At 66.8% G+C, this 22,807-nt stretch carries 15 protein-coding genes; 14 read left to right on the top strand and 1 reads right to left on the bottom strand.

The features are described from left to right. Nucleotide 1 precedes the first annotated feature (1 nt). The 6 genes from treS to treY are packed head-to-tail and all read left to right on the top strand — an operon-like array spanning nt 2 to nt 14,066. The gene (treS, locus tag ACQKIE_RS05870) at nt 2–3,319 is read left to right on the top strand and encodes a maltose alpha-D-glucosyltransferase (RefSeq protein WP_427456722.1); all 3,318 of its coding nucleotides are present in this window, start codon (nt 2–4) and stop codon (nt 3,317–3,319) included. Next, nucleotides 3,316–5,502 carry a 1,4-alpha-glucan branching protein GlgB gene (glgB, locus tag ACQKIE_RS05865; RefSeq protein ID WP_427456720.1) on the top strand — a complete coding sequence of 729 codons (2,187 nt, stop codon included), beginning with the start codon at nt 3,316–3,318 and terminating at the stop codon, nt 5,500–5,502. Before treS ends, glgB begins: the two co-directional genes overlap by 4 nt. A gap of 12 nt (nt 5,503–5,514) precedes the next feature. Continuing rightward, a complete protein-coding gene (gene glgX / locus ACQKIE_RS05860; RefSeq protein WP_427456718.1) occupies nt 5,515–7,623 on the top strand; it encodes a glycogen debranching protein GlgX in 2,109 nt (702 codons plus the stop codon). After that, nucleotides 7,620–9,371, top strand: coding sequence for a malto-oligosyltrehalose trehalohydrolase (gene treZ, locus ACQKIE_RS05855; protein WP_427456716.1), 1,752 nt, complete (start codon nt 7,620–7,622; stop codon nt 9,369–9,371). Before glgX ends, treZ begins: the two co-directional genes overlap by 4 nt. 4 nt (nt 9,372–9,375) lie before the next feature. Next, nucleotides 9,376–11,457: a 4-alpha-glucanotransferase gene (gene malQ / locus ACQKIE_RS05850; RefSeq protein WP_427456714.1), complete on the top strand. Its 2,082-nt coding sequence runs from the start codon at nt 9,376–9,378 to the stop codon at nt 11,455–11,457. Continuing rightward, nucleotides 11,454–14,066 carry a malto-oligosyltrehalose synthase gene (treY, locus tag ACQKIE_RS05845; protein ID WP_427456712.1) on the top strand — a complete coding sequence of 871 codons (2,613 nt, stop codon included), beginning with the start codon at nt 11,454–11,456 and terminating at the stop codon, nt 14,064–14,066. Before malQ ends, treY begins: the two co-directional genes overlap by 4 nt. Before the next feature lie 6 nt (nt 14,067–14,072). Here treY and ACQKIE_RS05840 read toward each other — a convergent pair whose 3' ends face one another. Then, nucleotides 14,073–14,333: an acyl-CoA-binding protein gene (locus ACQKIE_RS05840; protein WP_427456710.1), complete on the bottom strand. Its 261-nt coding sequence runs from the start codon at nt 14,331–14,333 to the stop codon at nt 14,073–14,075. A 123-nt stretch (nt 14,334–14,456) separates the two neighbouring features. Between ACQKIE_RS05840 and cmk the strand changes: the two genes are divergently transcribed. The 8 genes from cmk (at nt 14,457) to galU (ending at nt 22,725) form a co-directional block, all read left to right on the top strand. After that, entirely contained in the window at nt 14,457–15,137 is a 681-nt protein-coding gene (cmk, locus tag ACQKIE_RS05835; RefSeq protein WP_427456708.1) for a (d)CMP kinase, read from the top strand. 170 nt (nt 15,138–15,307) lie between these two features. Next, nucleotides 15,308–16,981: a 30S ribosomal protein S1 gene (gene rpsA / locus ACQKIE_RS05830; protein ID WP_427456706.1), complete on the top strand. Its 1,674-nt coding sequence runs from the start codon at nt 15,308–15,310 to the stop codon at nt 16,979–16,981. 82 nt (nt 16,982–17,063) lie between these two features. Next, nucleotides 17,064–17,363, top strand: coding sequence for an integration host factor subunit beta (locus ACQKIE_RS05825; RefSeq protein ID WP_427456704.1), 300 nt, complete (start codon nt 17,064–17,066; stop codon nt 17,361–17,363). A 129-nt stretch (nt 17,364–17,492) separates the two neighbouring features. Beyond that, nucleotides 17,493–17,753, top strand: a complete 261-nt coding sequence (locus ACQKIE_RS05820; protein WP_427456702.1) for a lipopolysaccharide assembly protein LapA domain-containing protein — start codon at nt 17,493–17,495, stop codon at nt 17,751–17,753. Next, nucleotides 17,750–18,922, top strand: coding sequence for a lipopolysaccharide assembly protein LapB (gene lapB, locus ACQKIE_RS05815; RefSeq protein ID WP_427456701.1), 1,173 nt, complete (start codon nt 17,750–17,752; stop codon nt 18,920–18,922). The genes ACQKIE_RS05820 and lapB overlap by 4 nt, the downstream gene beginning before the upstream one ends. Beyond that, entirely contained in the window at nt 18,919–19,956 is a 1,038-nt protein-coding gene (locus ACQKIE_RS05810; protein WP_427456699.1) for an MraY family glycosyltransferase, read from the top strand. Before lapB ends, ACQKIE_RS05810 begins: the two co-directional genes overlap by 4 nt. After that, nucleotides 19,943–21,841 carry a polysaccharide biosynthesis protein gene (locus ACQKIE_RS05805; protein ID WP_427456697.1) on the top strand — a complete coding sequence of 633 codons (1,899 nt, stop codon included), beginning with the start codon at nt 19,943–19,945 and terminating at the stop codon, nt 21,839–21,841. Before ACQKIE_RS05810 ends, ACQKIE_RS05805 begins: the two co-directional genes overlap by 14 nt. Beyond that, nucleotides 21,838–22,725, top strand: a complete 888-nt coding sequence (gene galU, locus ACQKIE_RS05800; RefSeq protein ID WP_427456695.1) for a UTP--glucose-1-phosphate uridylyltransferase GalU — start codon at nt 21,838–21,840, stop codon at nt 22,723–22,725. The genes ACQKIE_RS05805 and galU overlap by 4 nt, the downstream gene beginning before the upstream one ends. Nucleotides 22,726–22,807 lie beyond the last annotated feature (82 nt).

Here is a 22,807-nt window from a genome sequence, read left to right as displayed (position 1 = left end):
CATGGCAACCCGCGCTAAAGGAAAGAAAAAGACGGCCGCTCCCGACTTCTCGAGCGACCCGCTCTGGTACAAGGACGCGATCATCTACCAGGTGCACCTGAAGTCGTATTTCGACGCCAACGACGATGGCGTCGGTGACTTCCAGGGTCTGATCGACAAGCTCGACTACATCGCGGAGCTGGGCGTGAACACGCTCTGGCTGCTGCCGTTCTACCCGAGCCCGCGCCGCGACGACGGTTACGACATCGCCGAGTACAAGGCCGTCCATCCCGACTACGGCAAGCTCGCCGACGCGCGGCGCTTCATCGCCGAGGCGCATGCGCGGGGCCTGCGCGTCATCACGGAGCTGGTCATCAACCACACCTCGGACCAGCATCCGTGGTTCCAGCGCGCGCGCCACGCGAAGAAGGGATCGGCCGCGCGTAACTTCTATGTCTGGTCCGATACCGACCAGGCGTACGACGGCACGCGCATCATCTTCCTCGATACCGAAAAATCGAACTGGACGTGGGATCCGGTAGCCGGCCAGTACTTCTGGCATCGCTTCTTCTCGCACCAGCCCGACCTCAACTTCGACAATCCCGCCGTACTGAAAGCGGTGCTGGACGTGATGCGCTTCTGGCTGGACATGGGTGTCGACGGCCTCCGTCTCGATGCCGTGCCCTATCTGATCGAGCGGGAGGGGACGAACAACGAAAACCTGCCGGAGACGCACGCGATCCTGAAGCTGATGCGGGCGGAAATCGACCAGCATTACCCGGACCGCATGCTCCTGGCCGAAGCCAACCAGTGGCCCGAGGATACGCAGGACTACTTCGGCAACGGCGACGAATGCCACATGGCCTTCCACTTCCCGCTGATGCCGCGCATGTACATGGCGATCGCACGCGAGGACCGTTTCCCGATCACGGACATCATGCGTCAGACGCCCGCGATTCCGGAGAATTGCCAGTGGGCTATCTTCCTGCGCAACCATGACGAGCTGACGCTGGAAATGGTCACCGACAGCGAGCGCGACTACCTGTGGCAGACCTATGCCGCCGACCGTCGCGCGCGCATCAACCTGGGTATCCGCCGGCGCCTGGCGCCGCTGCTCGAGCGTGACCGCCGCCGCATCGAACTGATGAACGCGTTGCTGTTGTCGATGCCCGGCACCCCCGTCCTCTATTACGGCGACGAAATCGGCATGGGCGACAACATCCACCTCGGCGATCGCGACGGTGTGCGTACGCCGATGCAGTGGTCGGTGGACCGCAACGGCGGCTTCTCCCGCGCCGATCCGGCCAGCCTGGTGTTGCCGCCGATCATGGACCCGCTCTACGGTTTCCAGGCGATCAACGTGGAGGCCCAGTCCCGCGACCCGCACTCGCTGCTCAACTGGACGCGGCGCATGCTGGCCGTGCGCAAACGCTACAAGGCGTTCGGCCGCGGCACGCTGAAGTTCCTCTATCCGGGCAACCGCAAGGTGCTCGCCTACCTGCGCGAATACGAGGGCGAGCACGTCCTTTGCGTGGCGAACATGTCGCGAGCCTTGCAGGCCGTGGAACTTGACCTGGGCGCCTTCGACGGACAGGTGCCGATCGAGATCATGGGCGGCTCCTCGTTCCCGCCCATCGGCCAGCTGCCGTACCTGCTCACCGTGCCGCCTTACGGCTTCTACGCGTTCCAGATTTGCCCGAACGCGCAGATGCCTTCGTGGCACGAAGTCCCGGCCGAGCCGATGCCCGACTACGAAACGCTCGTGTTGCGTGGCGCGCTCGTGGAAGGCCCGGTGATGGCGCACCATCGCGGCGTCATCGAGAAACAGGTGCTGCCGGGGTACCTCTCCGTGCGCCGTTGGTTCGCCGCGAAGGACCGGGGCATCGAATCGGTGAAGATCCTCTATGCCGTGCCCTGGCCCGATCGCGGTGACGACCTGATCCTCACCGAAGTGGAAGCGACCCTTTCCGACGGCGGAAAGGAGCGCTACAGCCTCCCGGCGGGCATCGTGTGGGAAGACGAAAGTCCCACCCCGAGAGCCCAGCAGCTCGCGCTCGCACGCGTGCGCCGCGGCCGTCGCATCGGGCTGCTGACCGACGGCTTCGCCCTCGAGGCCTTCGCGAGCGGGCTACTGATCGGCCTGCGCCAGAACGCGGAGTTGCCCATGCACGGTGGGGCGGTGCGTTTCGAGACGACGGCCGCCTTCGCCGGCGTCACCTTCGATCACGACATCGAAAACCGCTGGCTTACCGCTGAACAGTCCAACAGCTCGATGATCCTGCACGACGCCGGCGTGGTGAAACTGTTCCGTCGTACTTCGGCGGGCGTGAATCCCGAAGTGGAAATGGGCCGGTTCCTCACTGAAAACGGCTACGCCAACACGGCGCCGCTTCTGGGCGAAGTCGTTCGCGTTGGCGAGCATGGCGAGCGCACAACGCTGGCCGTGCTGCAGGGTTTCTTGCGGAACCAGGGCGACGCGTGGGCCTGGACCCTCGACTTCCTTCGTCGCAGCTACGACGAGTTCAGTCATTCCGGTGACGAAGAGCGGAAAGCGGAACTGGAAGGTGGCTACGACGCGTTCGCCGCCGCGGTCGGTACGCGGCTGGGCGAGCTGCACGCGTTGCTGGCGAAGCCGAGCGAGTTGCCGGCCTTCTCGCCCGAGCCCGCGGATGACGCCACCGTGGAACGCTGGCGCGAGGGCATCCGTGCCCAGGTTGGCCGGGCGCTCATGGCGGTCGACTCGACGGCGGACATGGCCGAACCGCTGGCCGCCGACGTGGAGGTCGTGCGCGGCCTTGCGGGCGCGCTGGACGAACGGATCGGAAAGCTCGCCGGATCGGGACATGGCGCGTTGACGACCCGTACCCATGGGGACTTCCATCTCGGCCAGGTACTCGTCGTGCAGGACGATGCGTACATCATCGACTTCGAGGGCGAACCCGCCCGGACGCTCGAAGAGCGCAGGGGCAGGACTTCGCCGCTGCGCGACGTCGCAGGTTTCCTGCGTTCGCTCGACTATGCGGCCGCCATGGCACGCCGGGGCGAGGACGGCCTCGCGCCCGTGGAGGACGAAGGCTTCGGTGGCTTCCTTGCGCGCTTCCGTGCTCGCTCGTCGCACGTGTTCCTCGATGCGTACCGCGCGGTGCTCGATGCAGCGCCCGTACGCTGGGTGGAGGCGGATGCCTTCCTTCCCCTGCTCGAACTCTTCGTGATCGAGAAGGCTGCCTACGAGATCGTTTACGAAGCCGCCAACCGGCCCGGATGGCTCGACGTACCGTTGCGCGGCTTGCTGCACATCGCCGCCGGCGAGCCCGTGAATGAAGCGGAGGAGGACTCGTGACCGATCCACGCACCTATGGGCTGACCGATGCCGCCGCCGTCGACGCACTCGTCGAAGGCCGGCACGGCGATCCGTTCGCGCTGCTCGGGCCGCATCGCGTGGACGGCCGCCGCGTCGTACGGACCTTGCAGCCCGGCGCCCGTGGCGTCGAACTCATCGATGCGCACGGGCGTGTCCTCGGCGAGCTCCAGGGCGTGCATTCCGGTGGACTGTTCGCCGGCTTCCTCGACGCGGAAGGCGCATACCGCCTCCGCGTGCACTGGCCGGCGGCGGCGCATGACACGCACGATGCCTATGCCTTCGGCACGCTGCTCGGCGACGAGGATCTGCGCCTGCTTTCGGAAGGGACGCACATCGAGCTGTTCCGCTGCCTGGGCGCCCATCCCGTGGTGCTCGACGGCGTGCATGGCGTGCGCTTCGCGGTCTGGGCGCCCAATGCGAAGCGGGTCAGCGTCGTTGGCGACTTCAATAGCTGGGACGGTCGCCGCCACCCGATGCGCAAGCGCGTCCCGGCAGGTGTCTGGGAACTCTTCGTGCCAGGACTGCTTCCGGGCGCCCGCTACAAGTACGAGATCTGGGGTGCCGACGGCTCGCTCACCCAGCGTGCGGATCCCGTGGCGCTGTCGTCGGAACTGCCTCCGGCGACGGCGTCGATCGTCGCGGACCCGGCCGCCTTCCATTGGACGGACGACGACTGGCTGCGCCGTCGCGGTGCCTTGCACCACCCCGGATCGCCACTGTCGATCTACGAGCTGCATGCCGGTTCCTGGCTGCGCGGGAAGGACGGCCACGACCTGCACTGGGACGAGTTGGGCGAGCGGCTGATTCCCTATGTCGCCGGCATGGGCTTCAGCCATATCGAGCTGCTGCCCATTTCGGAACATCCTTTCGGCGGTTCCTGGGGCTACCAGCCACTGGGCCAGTTCGCGCCCACGTCGCGCTTCGGTACGCCGGACGCGTTCGCGCGCTTCGTCGATCGCTGCCACGAGGCGGGCATCGGCGTGATTGTCGATTGGGTGCCTGCTCATTTCCCGACCGACATCCATGGTCTCGCGCATTTCGACGGCACGCCGTTGTACGAGCATGCCGATCCGCGCGAAGGCTTCCACCAGGACTGGAACACGCTGATCTTCAACCTCGGCCGCAACGAGGTATCGGCTTACCTGATCGCCAGCGCATTGGCATGGCTCGAGCGCTTCCACGTCGACGGCCTGCGCGTCGATGCCGTCGCCTCGATGCTGTACCGCGATTACTCGCGCAAGCAGGGCGAATGGGTGCCGAACAAGTACGGCGGCAGGGAGAACCTGGAATCGATTGCATTCCTGCGCCGTGTGAACCAGCTAGTGGTCGAGCGCCACCCGGACTGCATGACCATCGCCGAGGAATCGACCGCATGGCCCGGCGTGACCCAGCCGGTGGAGCAGGGCGGACTCGGCTTTACGTTCAAATGGAACATGGGCTGGATGCACGACTCGCTGGATTACATGTCGCACGACCCGATCCATCGTCGCTGGCACCACGGCGAGATGACCTTCAGCATGGTGTACGCCTATTCCGAGAAGTTCGTACTGCCGCTGTCGCACGACGAGGTGGTCCACGGAAAACGGTCGCTGCTGGGAAAGATGCCCGGCGACGAGTGGCAGCGGTTCGCCAATCTGCGTGCTTACTACGGTTTCATGTGGGGTCACCCGGGCAAGAAGCTGTTGTTCACGGGAGGCGAGATCGCGCAGCCGCACGAGTGGAACCACGACGCGCAGATCGCGTGGGACCTGCTCGACCACCCGATGCACCTCGGTGTGCAGAAGCTGGTCCGCGACTTGAATCGCCTGTACGCGGACACGCCCGCGCTGCACGCGTGGGATGCCGATCCCCGTGGATTCCGCTGGGTCATCGGCGACGACGCCGAGCAGAGCGTCTTCGCCTGGCTGCGCTGCGCCGAAGGCGCGCGGCCGGCGCTGGTGGTCAGCAACATGACTCCCGCCGTGCGACATGGTTTCCGCATCGGTGTGCCGGAAGGCGGCCGGTGGCGGGAAGCCATCAATTCCGACGCTGCCGAGTACGGAGGTTCCGGCATCGGCAACGAGGGCGAACGCCACGCCCAGGACGTCCCTTCGCACGGCTTCGACCGGTCGCTGGTGCTCAGCCTGCCGCCGCTCTCCACTGTCATTTTCGTCGCCGACTGACGAGGAACACGAATGCCCGCTTTTCCCGAACGCATGCAACCCGGTACGCCGTATCCGCTAGGCGCGACCTGCGACGGCATGGGAACCAACTTCGCCGTGTTCTCCGCCCACGCGGAGCGCATTGAACTGTGCCTTTTCGACCCGTCCGGAAAGCGCGAGATCGCCCGTTACGATCTTCCCGAGTGCACCGACGAGGTGTGGCACGGTTACCTGCCGCGCGTTCGTGGCGGGACCCTTTACGGTCTCCGCGCGCACGGCCCTTACGCGCCCGAGGAGGGGCACCGCTTCAACCCGAACAAGCTCCTGCTCGATCCTTACGCACGGCTCCTGCACGGGCAGGTGCGCTGGTCCGACGTCCTGCACGGCTATCGGGTCGCCTCGCCACGCGCCGACCTCTCGTTCGACCGGCGTGACAGCGCCGCCGCCATGCCGAAGGCCGTGGTGGTCGACGAGCCCATGCACTGGACGCACGGCAATCGGCCGCATACGCCGTGGAACGAGACGGTGATCTACGAAACGCATGTGAAAGGCTTCACGCGCACCCTGAAGAGGATCCGCCAGCACGAGCGTGGGACCTTCATCGCCCTCGCGGATCCTTACGTCATCGACTACCTGGTGAAGCTGGGAGTGACCGCGGTGGAGCTGCTTCCGGTGCACGCCTTCGTGCAGGATCGTCGCCTCACCGAAATGAAGTTGCGCAACTACTGGGGCTACAACACCCTGGCATTCTTCGCCCCGGAGCCGGCCTACCTCGCCGAAGGCGCGTTGAACGAAATCCGTGCAGCCGTCCAGGCGCTGCACGCGGCAGGGATCGAGGTGATCCTCGATGTGGTCTACAACCACACCTGCGAGGGCAGCGAGCTGGGCACCACCATGTCTTTCCGCGGCCTGGACAACAAGAGCTATTACCGGCTGATGCCGGACAACCCGCGCTATTGCATCAACGATACGGGCACCGGCAATACCGTCAACACGTCGCACCCCCGCGTGCTGCAGATGGTGATGGACTCGCTGCGCTATTGGGTACAGACCTTCCATGTCGATGGGTTCCGCTTCGACCTCGGCGTGAGCCTGGGACGTGAGGAACACGGGTTCGATCCCTGCTGCGGCCTGTTCGACGCGATGCGCCAGGATCCCGTCCTCGCGAACGTCAAGCTCATTTCCGAGCCGTGGGACATCGGCCCGGGCGGCTACCAGCTCGGCAACCATCCGCCGGGCTTCGGCGAGTGGAACGGCAAGTTCCGCGACGACATGCGCAAGTTCTGGAAAGGGGAGCCGGCGATGCGCGGCACGCTCGCGGGCCGGCTCCAGGGTTCAGGCGAACTGTTCGACCACCATCGCCGCAGGCCCTGGGCGTCGGTGAACTTCATCACCGCGCACGACGGCTTCACGCTGGAGGACCTCGTCAGTTACAACGACAAGCACAACGAGGCCAACGGCGAGGACAACAGGGACGGCGGCAACGACAACGAGAGCTACAACTACGGCGTCGAAGGCCCGACGGACGACGAGGCGGTCCGCACGTCGCGCGACCGGGTGAAGCGGGCCATGCTCGCCACGCTGTTCTTCTCCCACGGCACGCCGATGCTGCTTGGCGGCGACGAGTTCGGACGCACGCAGCAGGGCAACAACAACGCCTATTGCCAGGACAACGAGATCTCCTGGTACGACTGGAAGCTCGCGACGTCGGACCAGGGCAGGGAACTCACCGACTTCGTCGCGCGCCTCGTGCAACTGCGCGAACAACATCCGACGTTGCGCGCGGCGCATTTCCTGCGTGGCGACACCGAGGTCGTGCCCGGGATGCGTGAGGTCATGTGGTTCGACGAAAGCGGCGCGGAGATGAACCAGGAAACCTGGGGCTACACCGAGGGCCGGCTCCTGGCGCTTCGACGCGTCCAGGCCCAGGGTGAGAAGCGGGCCGACGTGACCTTCGTGATGATCAACGCCACGCCGGAGACGCATGTGTTCAAGCTGCCCGAGCCGGCCGTGAACTGGCGCCTCCGTTGCAACACGGCGGCGCCGACGGCCGGAGAAGTCGCGTGGAGCGAACCGACCATCGAAGTGGAAGGGCGTAGCGTCGTCCTCCTCGCGGCGACCGTGAAGACGGAGCCCGCATGAGCCAGGGACATTTCCATGCGATGCCCTACGGCTTCAAGCCGCTGGGTGACGGCCGCACGCGCTTCAGGCTATGGGCGCCCGACCGCGAGTCGGTGTCCATCGAGTGCGACGACGGTCACGTAGCCCCGATGCGCGCGCTCGACGACGGCTGGTTCGAGTGCGTATGTCCGGTGGACGTGGGTGCCGGATACCGCTTCCGCCTCGACGACCGCCTCGTGGTGCCCGACCCGGCATCGCGACGGCAGGCCGATGGCGACGTGCACGGTTACAGCATCGTCACCGATCCGCGGGCCTACACATGGCGCCATGACGACTGGAAAGGGCGTCCCTGGCACGAAACGGTCATCTATGAGCTCCACGCGGGTGTGCTCGGAGGCTTCCACGGCGTGGAGATGGTGTTGCCGCACCTGGCCTCGCTAGGCATCACCGCCGTCGAACTCATGCCGATCGCGGAATTTCCCGGTGAGCGCAACTGGGGCTACGACGGCGTGCTGCCCTACGCGCCGGCCGCCGCTTATGGCTCGCCGGACGACCTGAAGTCGCTGGTCGACACGGCGCACGGGCTGGGGATGATGGTCTTCCTCGACGTGGTCTACAACCACTTCGGCCCCGACGGCAATTATCTCGGCACGTATGCGTCGCCGTTCTTCGACGAGTCCGCGCATACGCCGTGGGGTGCGGCGATAGGGGTGGCGACGCCACAGGTCGGCGACTATTTCGTACATAACGCGCTTTACTGGCTCGAGGAGTTCCGCTTCGACGGCCTGCGCTTCGACGCCGTGCATGCGATCGGCAACCCGGGCTGGCTCGCCTCGCTCGCGGCCCGCGTCCGCGCGGCGACCGGACCGGACCGCCACGTGCACCTGGTGCTGGAGAACGAGGCCAACCAGGCCCACCTCCTGGGCCGTGGACGTTTCGACGCGCAGTGGAACGACGACTTCCACAATGCGCTGCATGTCCTGCTCACCGGCGAAGACGAAGGCTACTACGCGCATTACGACCGGCCCATGGAGAAGCTGTTGCGCGTCTTGCGCGAAGGCTTCGCTTTCCAGGGCGAGGCCATGGCGGGTCGGCGTCGCGGGGAGCCCAGCGGGGACTTGCCCCCGGCTCGGTTCGTCAACTTCCTGCAGAACCACGACCAGGTCGGTAACCGCGCTTTCGGGGACCGGCTGAGCACGCTGGTCTCGCCCGAGACGATGGAGGCCGCGCTGGCCCTGCTGCTGCTCGCCCCGTTTGTCCCGATGCTGTTCATGGGCGAGGAGTGGGCGAGCCGCACGCCGTTCCTGTTTTTCACCGACTTCCCCAACGACGAGTTGCGCACGGCAGTGCGCGATGGCCGTCGAAAGGAATTCGAGGCCTTCACGGGATTCGCCGGCGAAGACATCCCGGACCCCAACGAGTACGACACGTTCACCGCGTCGATCCCCGTCCGCGATGAAGTCGCCGGTGAACGACGCCGTACGCTGGTGCGCGAATTGATCGCGCTGCGGCGCAAGCACGTGGCCCCGCATATCGAAGAGGCGCGCAGCCTCGGTGCCGGCGCGCTAGGCGCCCAGGCGTTCTTTGCGTCGTGGTCCATCGGCGGCGCGTCCCTGACGTTGTTCGTCAACCTCGGCGACGCGGACGTCGCCGTCGACCAGCCGCCGTCGCCATCGGCGGCATGGCTGCACGGCGATGCCGCCGATGTCGCCTCGCTTTCACGCGGCCTGCTTCCGGCGCGCCGTACCCTTGCCTGTCTGGAGTCCTGACGCTGTGAATGCACCCCTCGACGATCGCCTCGCACTGCTGGCCGGGAAGGCCGGTATCGACGTGCACTGGCGCGACGCGCTCGATCGCCCGCAGACGACGCCGGCGGACACGTTGCGCGCGGTGTTGCGGGCGCTCGGCCTTCCGGCCGATCACGCCGACGATGTCGAGGACAGCTTGCGTCGCATCGAGGAGGAGCACAGCGGGAGCCGCCTCCCGAGGATGCTGACCGCCGATGCGGGCACGCGCATCGACGTTGCCGCATCGTCGCGCGCACGGCCCTGGAAGATCGTGACGGATGATGGCACGGCGATCAGCGAAGGCAGCTTGCCGTCGGGTGACGCCGGCATTGCGGTTCCTTCGCTACCTGGCTACTACACACTTTCGCTGGGCGACGAAGAGACGACGCTTGCGGTCGCGCCGCCGCGAAGCTTCGGCGTGCGCGACATCACGACCGCCAGTCGCCGTCCCTGGGGCATGGCGGTGCAGATCTCGGGACTGCGCCGGCCGGGCGATGGCGGCATCGGCGACTTCACCGCCTTGGAGATCTGCGCGCGGGCGGCGGCGGAGAAGGGTGCCGACGCGCTGGCGATCAGCCCGCTGCACGCGCTGTTCGCCGCGGCGCCCGAGCGTTACAGCCCCTACGCGCCGTCGAGCCGGCTTTTCCTCAACGGCTTGTACATCGACCCGGCACGCAGCAGCGGTGAGCAAACCGTGCGCTCGGTGATCGATTCGCACAACCTGCGCCAGGAACTCGCCGAGCTGGAATGGCTCGACCTCATCGATTGGCCCCGTGCGGCACGGGCGCGCATGACGATCCTGCGCTCCATCTTCGAGGGCGCTTCCGCGGACCTCGCCCATTCGGAACGCTTCATGGCCTTCCGCCGGGAACAGGGCGAACCGCTCGAGCGGCACGCCCGGTTCGAAGCCCTGCATGCGGACTTCACCGCGCATGGTCGGCCAGGCGGATGGCAAGGCTGGCCGCCCGAGTTCCATGATCCCGCCGGTTCCGCCGTCAACGCGTTCGCCCGTGAACATTCGCGCGAGGTGGCCTTCCACGCCTGGCTGCAGTGGCTGGCGAAGCAGGGCCTCGAAGGCGCGCAGAAGGCAGCGCGGGAAGCCGGCATGGCGATCGGCCTCATCGCCGACCTCGCCGTGGGTGCCGACGCGGGAGGTAGTCACGCCTGGGCGCACCAGGCGGAGATGCTCACAGGGCTCTCCGTGGGTGCGCCACCGGATGCGCTGAATCGACTCGGCCAGGACTGGGGACTGACCACGTTCTCGCCGCGCGGCCTGCGCGAAACGGGCTTCCGCGGATTCATCGGCATGTTGCGTGCCGCGCTGGCCCACGCGGGCGGCGTGCGTATCGACCACGTACTGGGATTGAAGCGCTTGTGGATGGTGCCGCACGGCGCCGGCGCGACCGAGGGCGCGTACGTGCGCTATCCCCTCACCGACATGCTGCGCCTTATCGCGCTCGAATCGCACCTGGAGCGCGCCATCGTCATCGGCGAAGACCTCGGCACCGTGCCCTCGGACTTCCGCGACACCATCGCCGACAAGGGCGTGCTCGGCATCCGCGTGCTCTGGTTCGAGCGCGCGGCCGACGGCGGTTTCGTCGCGCCGGCGGAATGGTCGGAGCAGGCCATGGCAACCACCAGCACGCACGACGTGCCGACGGTCGCGGGTTGGTGGAGCGGGCGCGACGTCGAATGGCGGAAGCGGACCGGGCTCGACGACCCCGCCGTGGACGAGGCGAAGCAGCGCGAGCGGGAACGCGTGCAGCTGTGGCACGCGCTTTACGCCTCCGGCTCGGCCTGGAACGAAGATTCGCCGCCCGCGCCGGACGACATCTCGCCGGTCGTCTGGGCCGCGGCCCATCATGTCTCGCTGACGCCTGCGCCGCTCGCGATCATTCCCGTCGAGGACGTGCTCGGCCTGCACGAGCAACCGAACCTTCCGGGCCCGACGGACGCCATCCATCCCAACTGGCGCCGGCGCATGCCCGACACCTCGTCGCGGCTGTTCGACGGCCCCATCGCCCACGCCGTGTGCGCCACCATCGACCAGACACGGAACCGATCATGAGTCCGCCGCGCGCCCTCGCACGCCTGCAGTTCCATGCGGGCTTCACACTGGACGATGCCGTCGGTGTCGTCGGGTATTACGCGCGCCTCGGCGTCAGCCACCTGTATGCGTCGCCGATCCTTCGCGCACGCGCCGGCTCGACGCATGGTTACGACGTCGTCGATTGCCATGAAGTGAATCCGGAAATCGGCGGCGAGGACGCCTTGCGCCGGCTCGTCGCCGCGTTGCGCTCCCACGGCATGGGACTCGTGCTCGACATCGTGCCGAACCACATGGGTGTGGGTGTCCAGAACGCCTGGTGGATGGACGTGCTGCGGCACGGGCGCGAGAGTCCGTACGCCGGTTATTTCGACATCGACTGGCAGGCACCGGATCCCTTGTTGCGCGGCAGGCTGCTGCTTCCCATCCTCGGTGCCGGCTACGATGCGACGCTGCACGAGGGCCATCTCCGTCTGGTGCGCCGCCGTGGCGAGTGGATGCTGCGCGTCTACGACGATCACCTGCCGCTTTCGCCGGCATCGGTGGCCTCGCTGGCGGACGACGCCGAGGCGACGCACGATCCGGCGACCGACGAGGGCAGGGCGGCGCTGCACGCCCTGATCGAACGACAACACTACCGACTGGCGTTCTGGAAGCTCGCCAGCGACATGGTCAATTACCGGCGCTTCTTCGATATCAACGAACTGGCGGGGCTGCGCATCGAGCGGACGGCGGTCTTCGAGGATACGCACAAGACGATCTTCCGGCTCTATGCGGAGGGGCTGATCGACGGCGTGCGCTGCGACCACGTCGACGGGTTGGCCGATCCCCGTCGCTATTGCCGGCAGTTGCGCCATCGCCTGGAACGCTTGCGTACCCAGCGTCCGCCCGGCGCACCGCGTGACGGCGCCTACCTCGTTGTAGAGAAGATCCTTGCCAGCGACGAATCGCTGAGGCTGGACTGGCGCACCGACGGCACCACCGGCTACGAGTTCATGGACCAGGTCTCGGCCGTACTGCACGACGACAACGGCGAGGGGCCGCTCACCGAACTGTGGCGCAAGCTCACCGGGGATGCGGCCGACTTCGCGACGCAGGCCGTGCGCGCACGGCGGCAGATCCTCGTCGACAGTTTCGAGGCGGAGCTGGACCGGACCGCGCGTTCGCTGTTCGCGGCGGCCCGTGCCGACGTCGCGACCCGCGACGTCTCCCTGGCCGCGCTGCGCCGCGTGCTGATCGAGTTGCTGGTGCATTTCCCGGTCTATCGCACCTATGCCGGCGGTGCGGGCCGCGATGCGTTCGACGAGGCGGTGTTCGCCCGGGCCGTCGAAGGCGCGCTGCGCACGATCCGCATGGAAGACGTCGACCTGTTGCACCTGGTTGCCGGCTGGCTGGGCGGCGAGGCGCCGCGATCCTTGCCGCCCGGCCCGGTTCGCCGTGCACGCGAGCGCGCGCTGGCGATCTTCCAGCAAGCCACCTCCCCGGTGGCGGCGAAGGCCGTGGAAGACACTGCCGGCTATCGGTACGGGCGGCTGCTGTCGCGCAACGAGGTCGGCGTGGATGCGGCGCTGCTGGCCATCACGCCCGATGCATTCCACCGGCACTGCGCGGACCGCGCCGCGACGTTCCCGCATAACCTCCTCGCCACGGCCACCCATGACCATAAGCGCGGCGAAGACCTCCGCGTCCGTCTCGCCGTGCTCTCGGAAGTGGCGGGTCGCTGGGTGGTGACGGTGGAACGCTGGCGTGCGCGCCACGCCCAGTTCCGCCGCCGCACCGAAGATGGCCGGATGGCGCCGTCCGCCGCCGACGAACTCATGCTCTACCAGATGCTCGTGGGGGCGTGGCCGCTCGACCTCGCGCCCGGCGACGAGGATGGGACGGAGCGCTTCGCCACGCGCATCGCCGCCTGGCAGCGCAAGGCGCTGCGGGAAGCCAAGCGCTGGACGCGCTGGACCTCGCCGAACGAGCCCTACGAGGACGCCTGCGAGGATTTCCTGCGCAGCCTCCTCTCGAGCGACTGCGCCGAGGAACTCGCCGCGTTCGCGCGCTATATCGCCGCGCCCGGTGCCGCCAACGGGCTGGCACAGACGGTGTTGCGCCTGACCACGCCCGGCGTGCCCGACCTCTACCAGGGTACGGAGTACTGGGATTTCAGCCTGGTCGACCCGGATAACCGCCGGGCGGTCGATTTCCTGGCCCGTGCCGCCTCGCTGGAGCGGGGCGTGACGCCCGGGGAAGCGCTGACGACATGGCGGGACGGGACGCCCAAGCAGGCGGTGATCGCGGCCCTGCTACGCCTGCGACAGGCCCATCCCGACCTGTTCGCGCGTGGCGGTTACCGGCCGCTCGCGGCTTCGGGTGCGTCCGGCGGGCACGTCCTCGCCTTCCTGCGCGAACACCGGGGACAGAAGCTCGTCGTGGCCGTGGCGAGGCACACGGCGGAATGGCTGGGTGGCGCCGACGCGCCCGCGATCCCGGCGACGTGCTGGGCCGACACCAGCCTCACGCTGCCCGAGGGCCATTGGCAGGACGTGTTCGGGACAGGGCGCCTGCGCGGCGGCGAGCACGCCATGTCCGAGGTCATGGGCGACCTGCCGGTCGCCGCCTGGTTCAGCAGCAAGGCGTAGGGCCGCTCAGCCCCCGAGGGACTTCACCAGGGCGATGTAATCCCGCATCGCCACCTCGCGGGACGTGCCCTGCAAGGTCGCCCATGCCTCGTATTTGGCTGTACCGACAAAGTCGAAGAAGCCCGGCTTGTCGCCATGGACATCGCCTTCGGAACCCTGCTTGTAGAGGGCATAGATGCGCAGGAGGGTGTCGTTGTCCGGTCGGTGCCCCAGGCGGCCCAGGTCCAGGTAAGCCTGTTCGAACTGGCTCCGGAGGTCGTCGGGCATGGAACGTATCATCCGTGGTGCGTGGAAGTCCGGGGCTTGTAGCACGGTGCCCTGGGGCTGTCCATCGGACGGCGGGCGCCCCCGACGCGATATCATGCGGGTTTCGCGAACGAGGTTGACCCCATGGCCCATCCGGCAGCCGTCCCTGTCCTGACCATCGACGGCCCCTCCGGCTCGGGCAAGGGAACCATCAGCCGCCTCGTCGCGGATCGGCTGGGCTGGCGGCTCCTCGATTCCGGCGCCCTCTACCGCGCGGTGGGCTATGCGGCCGGGGAGGAGGGCATCGACCTCTCCGATGCCGAGGCCGTCACTCGCTGCGCCCGGATGGTGAAGATCCGCTTCCAGCCGAGCGCCGACGGCGGCGAGACCCGGGTCCTGGTGAACGGCCACGACGCCACGGACGAACTACGCACGGAAACGGCAGGAGCGGCCGCTTCGGCGATCGCCGTGATCCCCTCGGTCCGCGAAGCCCTGGTGGACCTCCAGCTCGGTTTCCGCAAGGCGCCGGGCCTCGTCGCGGACGGGCGGGACATGGGGACGGTGATTTTCCCCGAGGCCGCCCATAAGTTCTTCCTCACCGCCAGCGCGGCCGAACGTGCGAAAAGGCGCTATAAGCAGTTGAAGGATAAGGGTCTGAGCGTTACACTTGCGGTCCTTCAGCGAGAGATCGAGGCGCGCGACGAGCGGGACGCGTCGCGGCCGGTCGCCCCGTTGAAGCCCGCCGAGGGCGCCGTGGTCATCGATACCACCGGCATGCCGATCGACGAGGTAGTGGCGAAAGTATTCGCCGTGGTGCGTCCGTAAGGCGCATCGCGGCATCGGTGTCCGCGCAGTGGGCGCGGGCTCTTGGCAACGGTGCAGGGGACGTCCATCCGGGCATTCCTGCGCACCCCCGACCGGCGGGTCCCCCGTTCGTCTGCGATCAAGAAGGTACGCAGGCGCCGGGTACGACCTTTCATAACCCTGGAATCAACATGACTGAAAGTTTTGCCGAACTGTTTGAACAGAGCCAGCAGGCCATTTCCAAGCTGAAGCCCGGCTCCATCGTCACCGGTATCGTTGTGGAAATCCGCAACGACGTGGTGGTGATCAACGCCGGCCTGAAGAGCGAAGGCATCGTCCCCATCGAGCAGTTCAAGGACGAGTCCGGCGCGCTGGAAGTGGAAGTGGGCGACGAGGTCAAGGTCGCGCTCGACGCGCTCGAAGACGGCTTCGGCGAGACCAAGCTCTCCCGTGAGAAGGCCAAGCGTTCGATGGTGTGGGACGACCTCGAGCAGGCGTTCGACAAGGAAGAGACCATCACCGGCAAGATCTCCGGCAAGGTCAAGGGCGGCTTCACGGTCGACATCAAGGACGTCCGCGCATTCCTGCCGGGCTCCCTGGTCGACGTGCGTCCGGTCCGTGACCCGGTCTACCTCGAGGGCAAGGACCTCGAGTTCAAGATCATCAAGCTCGATCGCAAGCGCAACAACGTCGTCGTCAGCCGCCGTGCGGTCGTCGAGACGGAGTTCTCGGAAGAGCGCGAGAAGCTGCTCGAGCGCCTGACGGAAGGCGCGGTCGTGAAGGGTGTGGTGAAGAACCTCACCGATTACGGCGCGTTCGTCGACCTCGGCGGCATCGACGGCCTGCTGCACATCACCGACATGGCGTGGAAGCGTGTGCGTCACCCGTCGGAAGTCGTCAACGTCGGCGACGAGCTGGACGTCCGCGTGCTCAAGTACGACCGCGAGCGCAACCGCGTGTCGCTCGGCCTCAAGCAGCTCGGCGACGACCCGTGGGTCGCCATCGCCCGCCGCTACCCGGTCGGCAGCCGCCTGTTCGGCAAGGTCTCCAACGTCACCGATTACGGCTGCTTCGTCGAGATCGAGCCGGGCGTCGAAGGCCTGGTGCACGTGTCCGAAATGGATTGGACCAACAAGAACGTCAATCCGGCCAAGGTTGTCCAGGTCGGTGACGAGACGGAAGTCATGGTCCTCGACGTGGATGAAGAGCGTCGTCGTATCTCCCTCGGTATCAAGCAGACCCGCTCGAATCCGTGGGAAGCCTTCGCCGCCATGCACAAGAAGGGCGACAAGGTCTCCGGTCAGATCAAGTCGATCACCGACTTCGGCATCTTCATCGGCCTGGAAGGCGGCATCGACGGTCTCGTCCACCTGTCCGACATCTCGTGGCAGGCCTCGGGTGAAGACCTCGTTCGCAACTTCAAGAAGGGCGACGAAGTCGAGGCCGTGGTCCTGGCCGTCGATCCGGAGCGCGAGCGCATCTCCCTCGGCATCAAGCAGATGGAGCAGGATCCGTTCGGCCAGTTCATGGCCACGAATCCGCGCGGCACGGTCCTGAACGGCACGGTCCGCGAAGTCGACGCCAAGGGCGCGATCATCGACCTGGGCGAAGGCGTGGAGGGTTACATCCGCGCGAACGACATCGCGAAGGAACGCGTGGACGACGCCACCCAGTACCTGAAGGTGGGCGACGCCGTCGAGGCGAAGTTCACGGGCATGGATCGCAAGGGCCGTCAGCTCCAGCTGTCGATCCGCGCGAAGGACGAGGAAGAGCTGGCCGACACCATGGCCGACTACCAGTCCGCCGCCGGTGGCACGACCAAGCTCGGCGCGCTCCTCAAGGAACAGATGAACAAGGCCGACTAACCGTCGGGCGAGGGGCGGCGATCCCGCCCCTCGCTGTTGTTTGACAGATCATTGCGTCAGCTCGAGAACCACCAGGGGACCCATGACAAAGTCGGAACTGATCGAGGCGCTGGCGCGGCGCCAGACCCACCTTGCCTTCAGCGACGTGGAACTCGCCGTTAAGAGCGTGCTGGAACAGATGAGCCATGCCTTGTCGACGGGTGAGCGCATCGAGATCCGCGGCTTCGGCAGCTTCGCGCTGCACTTCCGTCCGCCGCGCATGGGCCGCAATCCCAAGACCGGCGAGGCCGTGGCCCTCCCGGGCAAGCACGTCCCGCATTTCAAGCCCGGCAAGGAACTACGCGAACGCGTGAACCTTATCGAGGGCACCGACGCCGCGTAATCACGCGGCGTTTTTTTTGGCAACCGCCATGGCTTTTCCAGGCACCTACCCCACGTCCGTGCCGGCGAAGCTGTATGGAAAGCCAACCACGTAGCACCACGTTATTCAGGATTCGGGTAGAGTCGCCGGATGCGTCTGATTGTCATCATTTTCCTGTTGTTGTTCGTCGCCGCCGGCGTGGTTTTCGGCGCGTTGAACGCCGACCTGGCGTCCTTCGACCTGGGCTTCGCGCAGCTGTCGCTGCCCAAGGGCGGGGCCATGCTGTCCGCCGTGCTGGTGGGCTGGATCCTGGGCGGCATCACCGCCTGGCTGGGTACCTCGCTGGGGCATCGGCGCCGGCGTCGCCGGGAGCGGGGCGCGCGCAAGGTAGAGAACGCGACGACCGCATGAATCCGATCTGGTTGCTGGCGCTCGTTCCTCCCCTGGCTTTCGCCTGCGGCTGGTGGCTCGCCCGCCGGAGCCACGTGCGCCGGTCCGGCGAACGCGTCAACGAGCTTTCCTCCGACTACTTCCGGGGCCTGAACTACCTGCTCAACGAGGAGCAGGACAAGGCGCTGGAGGTCTTCCTGCGCCTGGCCGAATACAACCGGGACACGGTCGAGACCCACCTCGCGCTGGGCAACCTCTTCCGCAAGCGCGGCGAGGTGGACCGGGCGATCCGCCTGCACCAGCACCTTGTGTCGCGCCAGGGACTGTCCGATGAGATGAAGACGGTGGCCCTGCTCGAGTTGGGCGAGGACTACATGCGAGCCGGTCTGCTCGACCGTGCGGAGACGCTGTTCTCCGATCTGGTGGCCATGGACGCCCTGGCACCGTCGGCCTTGCGTCACCTCATCGCGATCTACCAGCACGAGCGCGAATGGCACAAGGCGATCGACCATGCGCGCCGCTTGGAAACGATGACCGGCGAGGACGAGTCGGCGATGATCGCCCAGTTCTATTGCGAACTCGCCGAGCAGTCGCGACAGCACGGCGCCCGCACCGAGGCGCGCGACTATATCCGCGACGCCTTCGCTTGCCAGCAGGATTGCGTCCGCGCCCATATGATCGCCGGCCGGCTATCGTCGGAAGACGGCGAGCTGGAGCAGGCCATCGCGTCGTACGAGGCCGCCATCGCCGCGGACATCGCCTTCGTTCCCGAGATCCTGCCGCCCCTGCTGAACTGCTATGCGCGTTCGCAGCAGATGGACCGTGCGGAAGCTTTCCTCCGCGAGATCATGGAACGCTACCACGGCATCTCGCCGGTACTCGCGCTCACCCGCCTGTACGACGGTCGGGATGGCGAGCGCGTGGCCATCGACTTCCTCACCGGCCAGCTACGCAAGCGGCCGTCCGTGCGCGGTCTGATGGCGCTGATCGACGCGACGATGGACAAGGTCTCGGGCGAGGCGCGCGAGAACTACCTGATCCTCCGCGACCTCACGCGCAAGCTGCTCGAAGGGCAGGCGATGTACCGCTGCAGCCGCTGCGGTTTCGGCGCGAAGGCGCACCACTGGCAGTGTCCCAGCTGCAAGAGCTGGGGTACCGTCCGGCCGATCCACGGCGTGGCCAACGAATGACGCCGGCCCTTGCCGATGCGGGGTCCGTGTCGATCGGCTGCGTCGTGGCTGCCTTCCTCGTTGCCTTCGCAAGCGTGCGGCTGGCGATCGCCTATGCCCGGCGCCGGGGGATGGTCGATGCCCCCGGTCGTCGGCGCTCGCACACCATGCCGACGCCCCGCGGCGGTGGGATAGGTATCGTCCTCGGTGCCCTGGTGGGCATGCCGGCCAGCTTGCTGCTCCTGCCGGGCTCGCCGGGTGCGGCGACCGTGGGCGCCTTCACCGTGGCCGTCATCGCCGTGGCGGCGATTGGCTGGCTCGACGACCACGGGTCGCTCCCGATCCGGCCGCGCCTGCTGATCCAATTGGCGGCCACGCTGCTTTTCTGCATCGCCGTCGCTTCGGGTACGACCAGCCTCCTCTGGTCGATCCCTTTGCTGCTGGCGGGCGTCTGGTGCATCAACCTGCACAATTTCATGGACGGGATCGATGGCTTGGCGGCGCAGCAGGCGATGTTCTTCGGAGCCGCGTCGGCCGCGCTTGCCTGGGCCGCGGGGAACCCGGCCATTGCCATCGCGGGGCTCGCCATGGCGGCGGCGGCCCTCGGTTTCTGGTGGTTCAACCGCTCACCCGCCAGGATATTCATGGGCGACGTGGGCAGCGGCACGCTGGGACTGATGGTTTTTGCGATGTCCGCGATGTTGTGGGGTTTTCGCACGAATTTGCTGTGGCCGGCGTTGATCTTTTCGTCCGCGTTCGTCGTCGACGCGACCTTGACGCTGCTCGTGCGAATGCTGCGCGGTGCCCGCTGGTACACTCCGCACCGCGAACACCTTTATCAGTGGCTCGTGAGACGGGGGGCGTCACATCGGAAGGTGGCCACGGGCTACCTCGCATGGAACGTACTCGTCTGCATTCCCGTCGCATGGATCGCGTTCCGCTTGCCAGCGGCGGCGCCCGCGTGCTTCGGGGTGGTGTACCTGTTGGGAGCAGCGGTCTGGCGTACTGGCAAGCGTTACGGCTTGCGTCGAAGGGAGCGACATGTTTCTGCGTAAGTTCATCGGCATCATCCATCCCCGTACGGCGGTCGTCGCCCACGACCTCGCCATGTCCGCATTGGCGTGGTGGATCGCCAAGGCGCTGCGTTATGCGCTGATGCCGGACCTCGCGCCGGTAACTTACCTGCCGATGGAATTCCCCATCGTCTTGCTGGTGCAGGGCGCGGTGTTCAACTGGACCGGCCTGTACAAGGGGGTATGGCGCTTCGCCAGCCTGCCCGACCTGTGGAACATCATCCGCGCCACCGTGATCGGCGCCCTGATCATCGGCCTCGCCATGGTCATGTATGCGCGCCTGGACGGCGTGCCGCGCTCGGTGTTGCTGGTCTATCCCGTGGTCCTCGTGGTGCTGCTGGGCCTTCCGCGGCTCAGCTATCGCTTCTGGAAGGACAGCCGGATCGACCTGTTCCAGTCCGTACCGACCAAGCGCGTGCTGATCGTCGGCGCGGACCGGGCCGGCGAGGCACTGTCGCGCGACCTCCGTCGCGACAGCCGTTACAGCGTGATCGGCTTCGTCGACGACAACCTGGCCCTGCGCGGCGCGCAGATCGGCGGCATCCCCGTCCTCGGGACCGTCGACCAGCTGGCCGAACTGTCCAAGGCGGTGGCGGTACAGATGCTGCTCATCGCGGTGCCGGGCGCGACCACCGCGCAGATGCGCCGGATCGTCGCCTTCTGTGAAAGCACCGGGCTGCCGTTCCGTACCGTGCCGCGCCTCGAAGACGTGGTCGCGGGACGTGCGCAGTTCAACGAGATCAAGGAAGTCGCCATCGAGGACCTGCTCGGCCGCGACGCGGTGGAGCTGGACTGGACGGCGATCCGCGAGAACCTCAGCGGCCGGCGCGTGCTGGTCACCGGCGGCGGCGGCTCGATCGGTTCGGAACTTTGCCGCCAGGTCGCCCGCCTCGGCGCGAGTTCCCTCACCGTGGTGGAGATGTCCGAGTACAACCTCTACCGCATCGGGCAGGAACTGACCTCGGCCTATCCCGAGCTGATCTTCAACGGCGTGTTGGCCGATGCGCGCGACGCGACGGCGGTCAATCGCCTGTTCGAGGAAACGCAGCCGCAGATCGTCTTCCATGCCTCGGCGTACAAGCACGTGCCCATGCTGCAGAGCCAGCTGCGCGAGGCGTTCCGCAACAACGTGCTCGGTACGCGCATCGTGGCGGACGCCGCGGTGCGTTGTGGCGCCGAATCCTTCGTGCTGATTTCCACCGACAAGGCGGTGAACCCCACGTCCGTGATGGGCGCCTGCAAGCGCATGGCCGAGATCTGGTGCCAGAACCTCGCAGCGCATACTTCGACACGTTTCATTACGGTGCGTTTCGGTAATGTCCTGGATTCCGCCGGTTCGGTGGTCCCGTTGTTCCGCCGGCAGATTCGCCAGGGCGGGCCAGTGACGATCACCCATCCGGAGATCTCGCGCTATTTCATGACCATTCCCGAGGCCTGCCAGTTGATCCTTCAGGCGGCGAGCCTCGGCAAGGGCGGCGAGATCTTCGCGCTCGACATGGGCGACCCGGTGAAAATCCGCGACCTCGCCGAGCAGATGATTCGCCTGGCGGGCAAGCGGCCTGGTTCGGACATCCAGATCGTGTACACGGGGCTGCGCTCCGGCGAGAAGTTGTTCGAGGAACTGTTCCACCCGCTGGAGAACTACACGAGCACGACCCACGCGAAGATCTTCCAGGCCCAGCATCGCCAAGTGTCCTGGGAACTGCTGCAGACGCAGCTGGCACGTGCCGAGGAGGCCGTGGCCGCGTTCGATGAAGAAACCCTGCGCCGGTGCGTGTCGCAGTTGCTGCCGTCCTTCCGTTGGAGCGAGCCGCAGACCGACAACGTGCTGCCGCTACGCCGAAACGAAAGTGGAGACATTGCATGACCCAACCCCTGCGCAAGGTCGTATTTCCCGTAGCCGGCCTCGGTACGCGGTTCCTTCCCGCGACGAAGGTAGTGGCCAAGGAAATGCTCCCCGTGCTGGACCGTCCGCTGATCCAGTACGCGGTGGACGAGGCCGTCGACGCGGGCGCCGATACGCTGGTGTTCGTCACCAACCGCTACAAGCACGCGATCGCCGACTATTTCGACAAGGCGTACGAGCTCGAGGAAAAGCTGGCCGAGAAGAACAAGGAGGAGTTGCTCTCCATCCTGCGCGGCATCCTTCCGCGCCATGTCCGCTGCGTGTTCGTCACCCAGCCGGAGGCCCTCGGCCTCGGCGACGCCGTGCTGCGCGCCGCGCCTGTCGTGGGCAACGAACGCTTCGGCGTCATGCTCCCGGACGACCTGATCTGGACCAAGGGCAAGGGCGCGCTGCGCCAGATGGCCGAGGTCGCCGATGCCCATGACGCCGGCGTCATCGCCGTCGAGGAGGTGCCGGAGAACGACACCGACAAGTACGGCATCGTCGACGCGACGCAACAGCTCAGCGACCGCGCCACCGTCATCACGCACATGGTGGAAAAGCCGAAGCCGGCCGATGCTCCCTCCAACCTCGCGGTGGTCGGCCGCTACGTCCTCCCGTGCGAGATCTTCGAGTACCTGAGGAACACGAAGGAAGGCGCGGGCGGCGAAATCCAGCTCACCGACGCGATCGAGAACCTGCTGAAGGACAAGGGCAAGGTCCTCGCCTATCGCTTCGAAGGCACACGCTTCGACTGCGGTAACAAGGCCGGCCTGGTACGCGCCACGATGGCGATGGCCATGGAAGACCCGAAGCTGGCACCTATCGTGCGCGAGTTCACGAACAAGAGCTCCGCACCGGCCTGATCCGGGCTCGCTGACGCCGGCTCGCTGACGCCGGCTCGGTGACGCGGGCTCGGTGGGAGCGGACCCTGTCCGCGATGGGTGC

The sequence above is a fragment of the Luteibacter sp. NPDC031894 genome (assembly GCF_050273135.1).
In the GTDB taxonomy this organism is placed as follows: Bacteria; Pseudomonadota; Gammaproteobacteria; order Xanthomonadales; family Rhodanobacteraceae; genus Luteibacter.
This window is presented reverse-complemented; position numbering and strand designations above follow the sequence as displayed.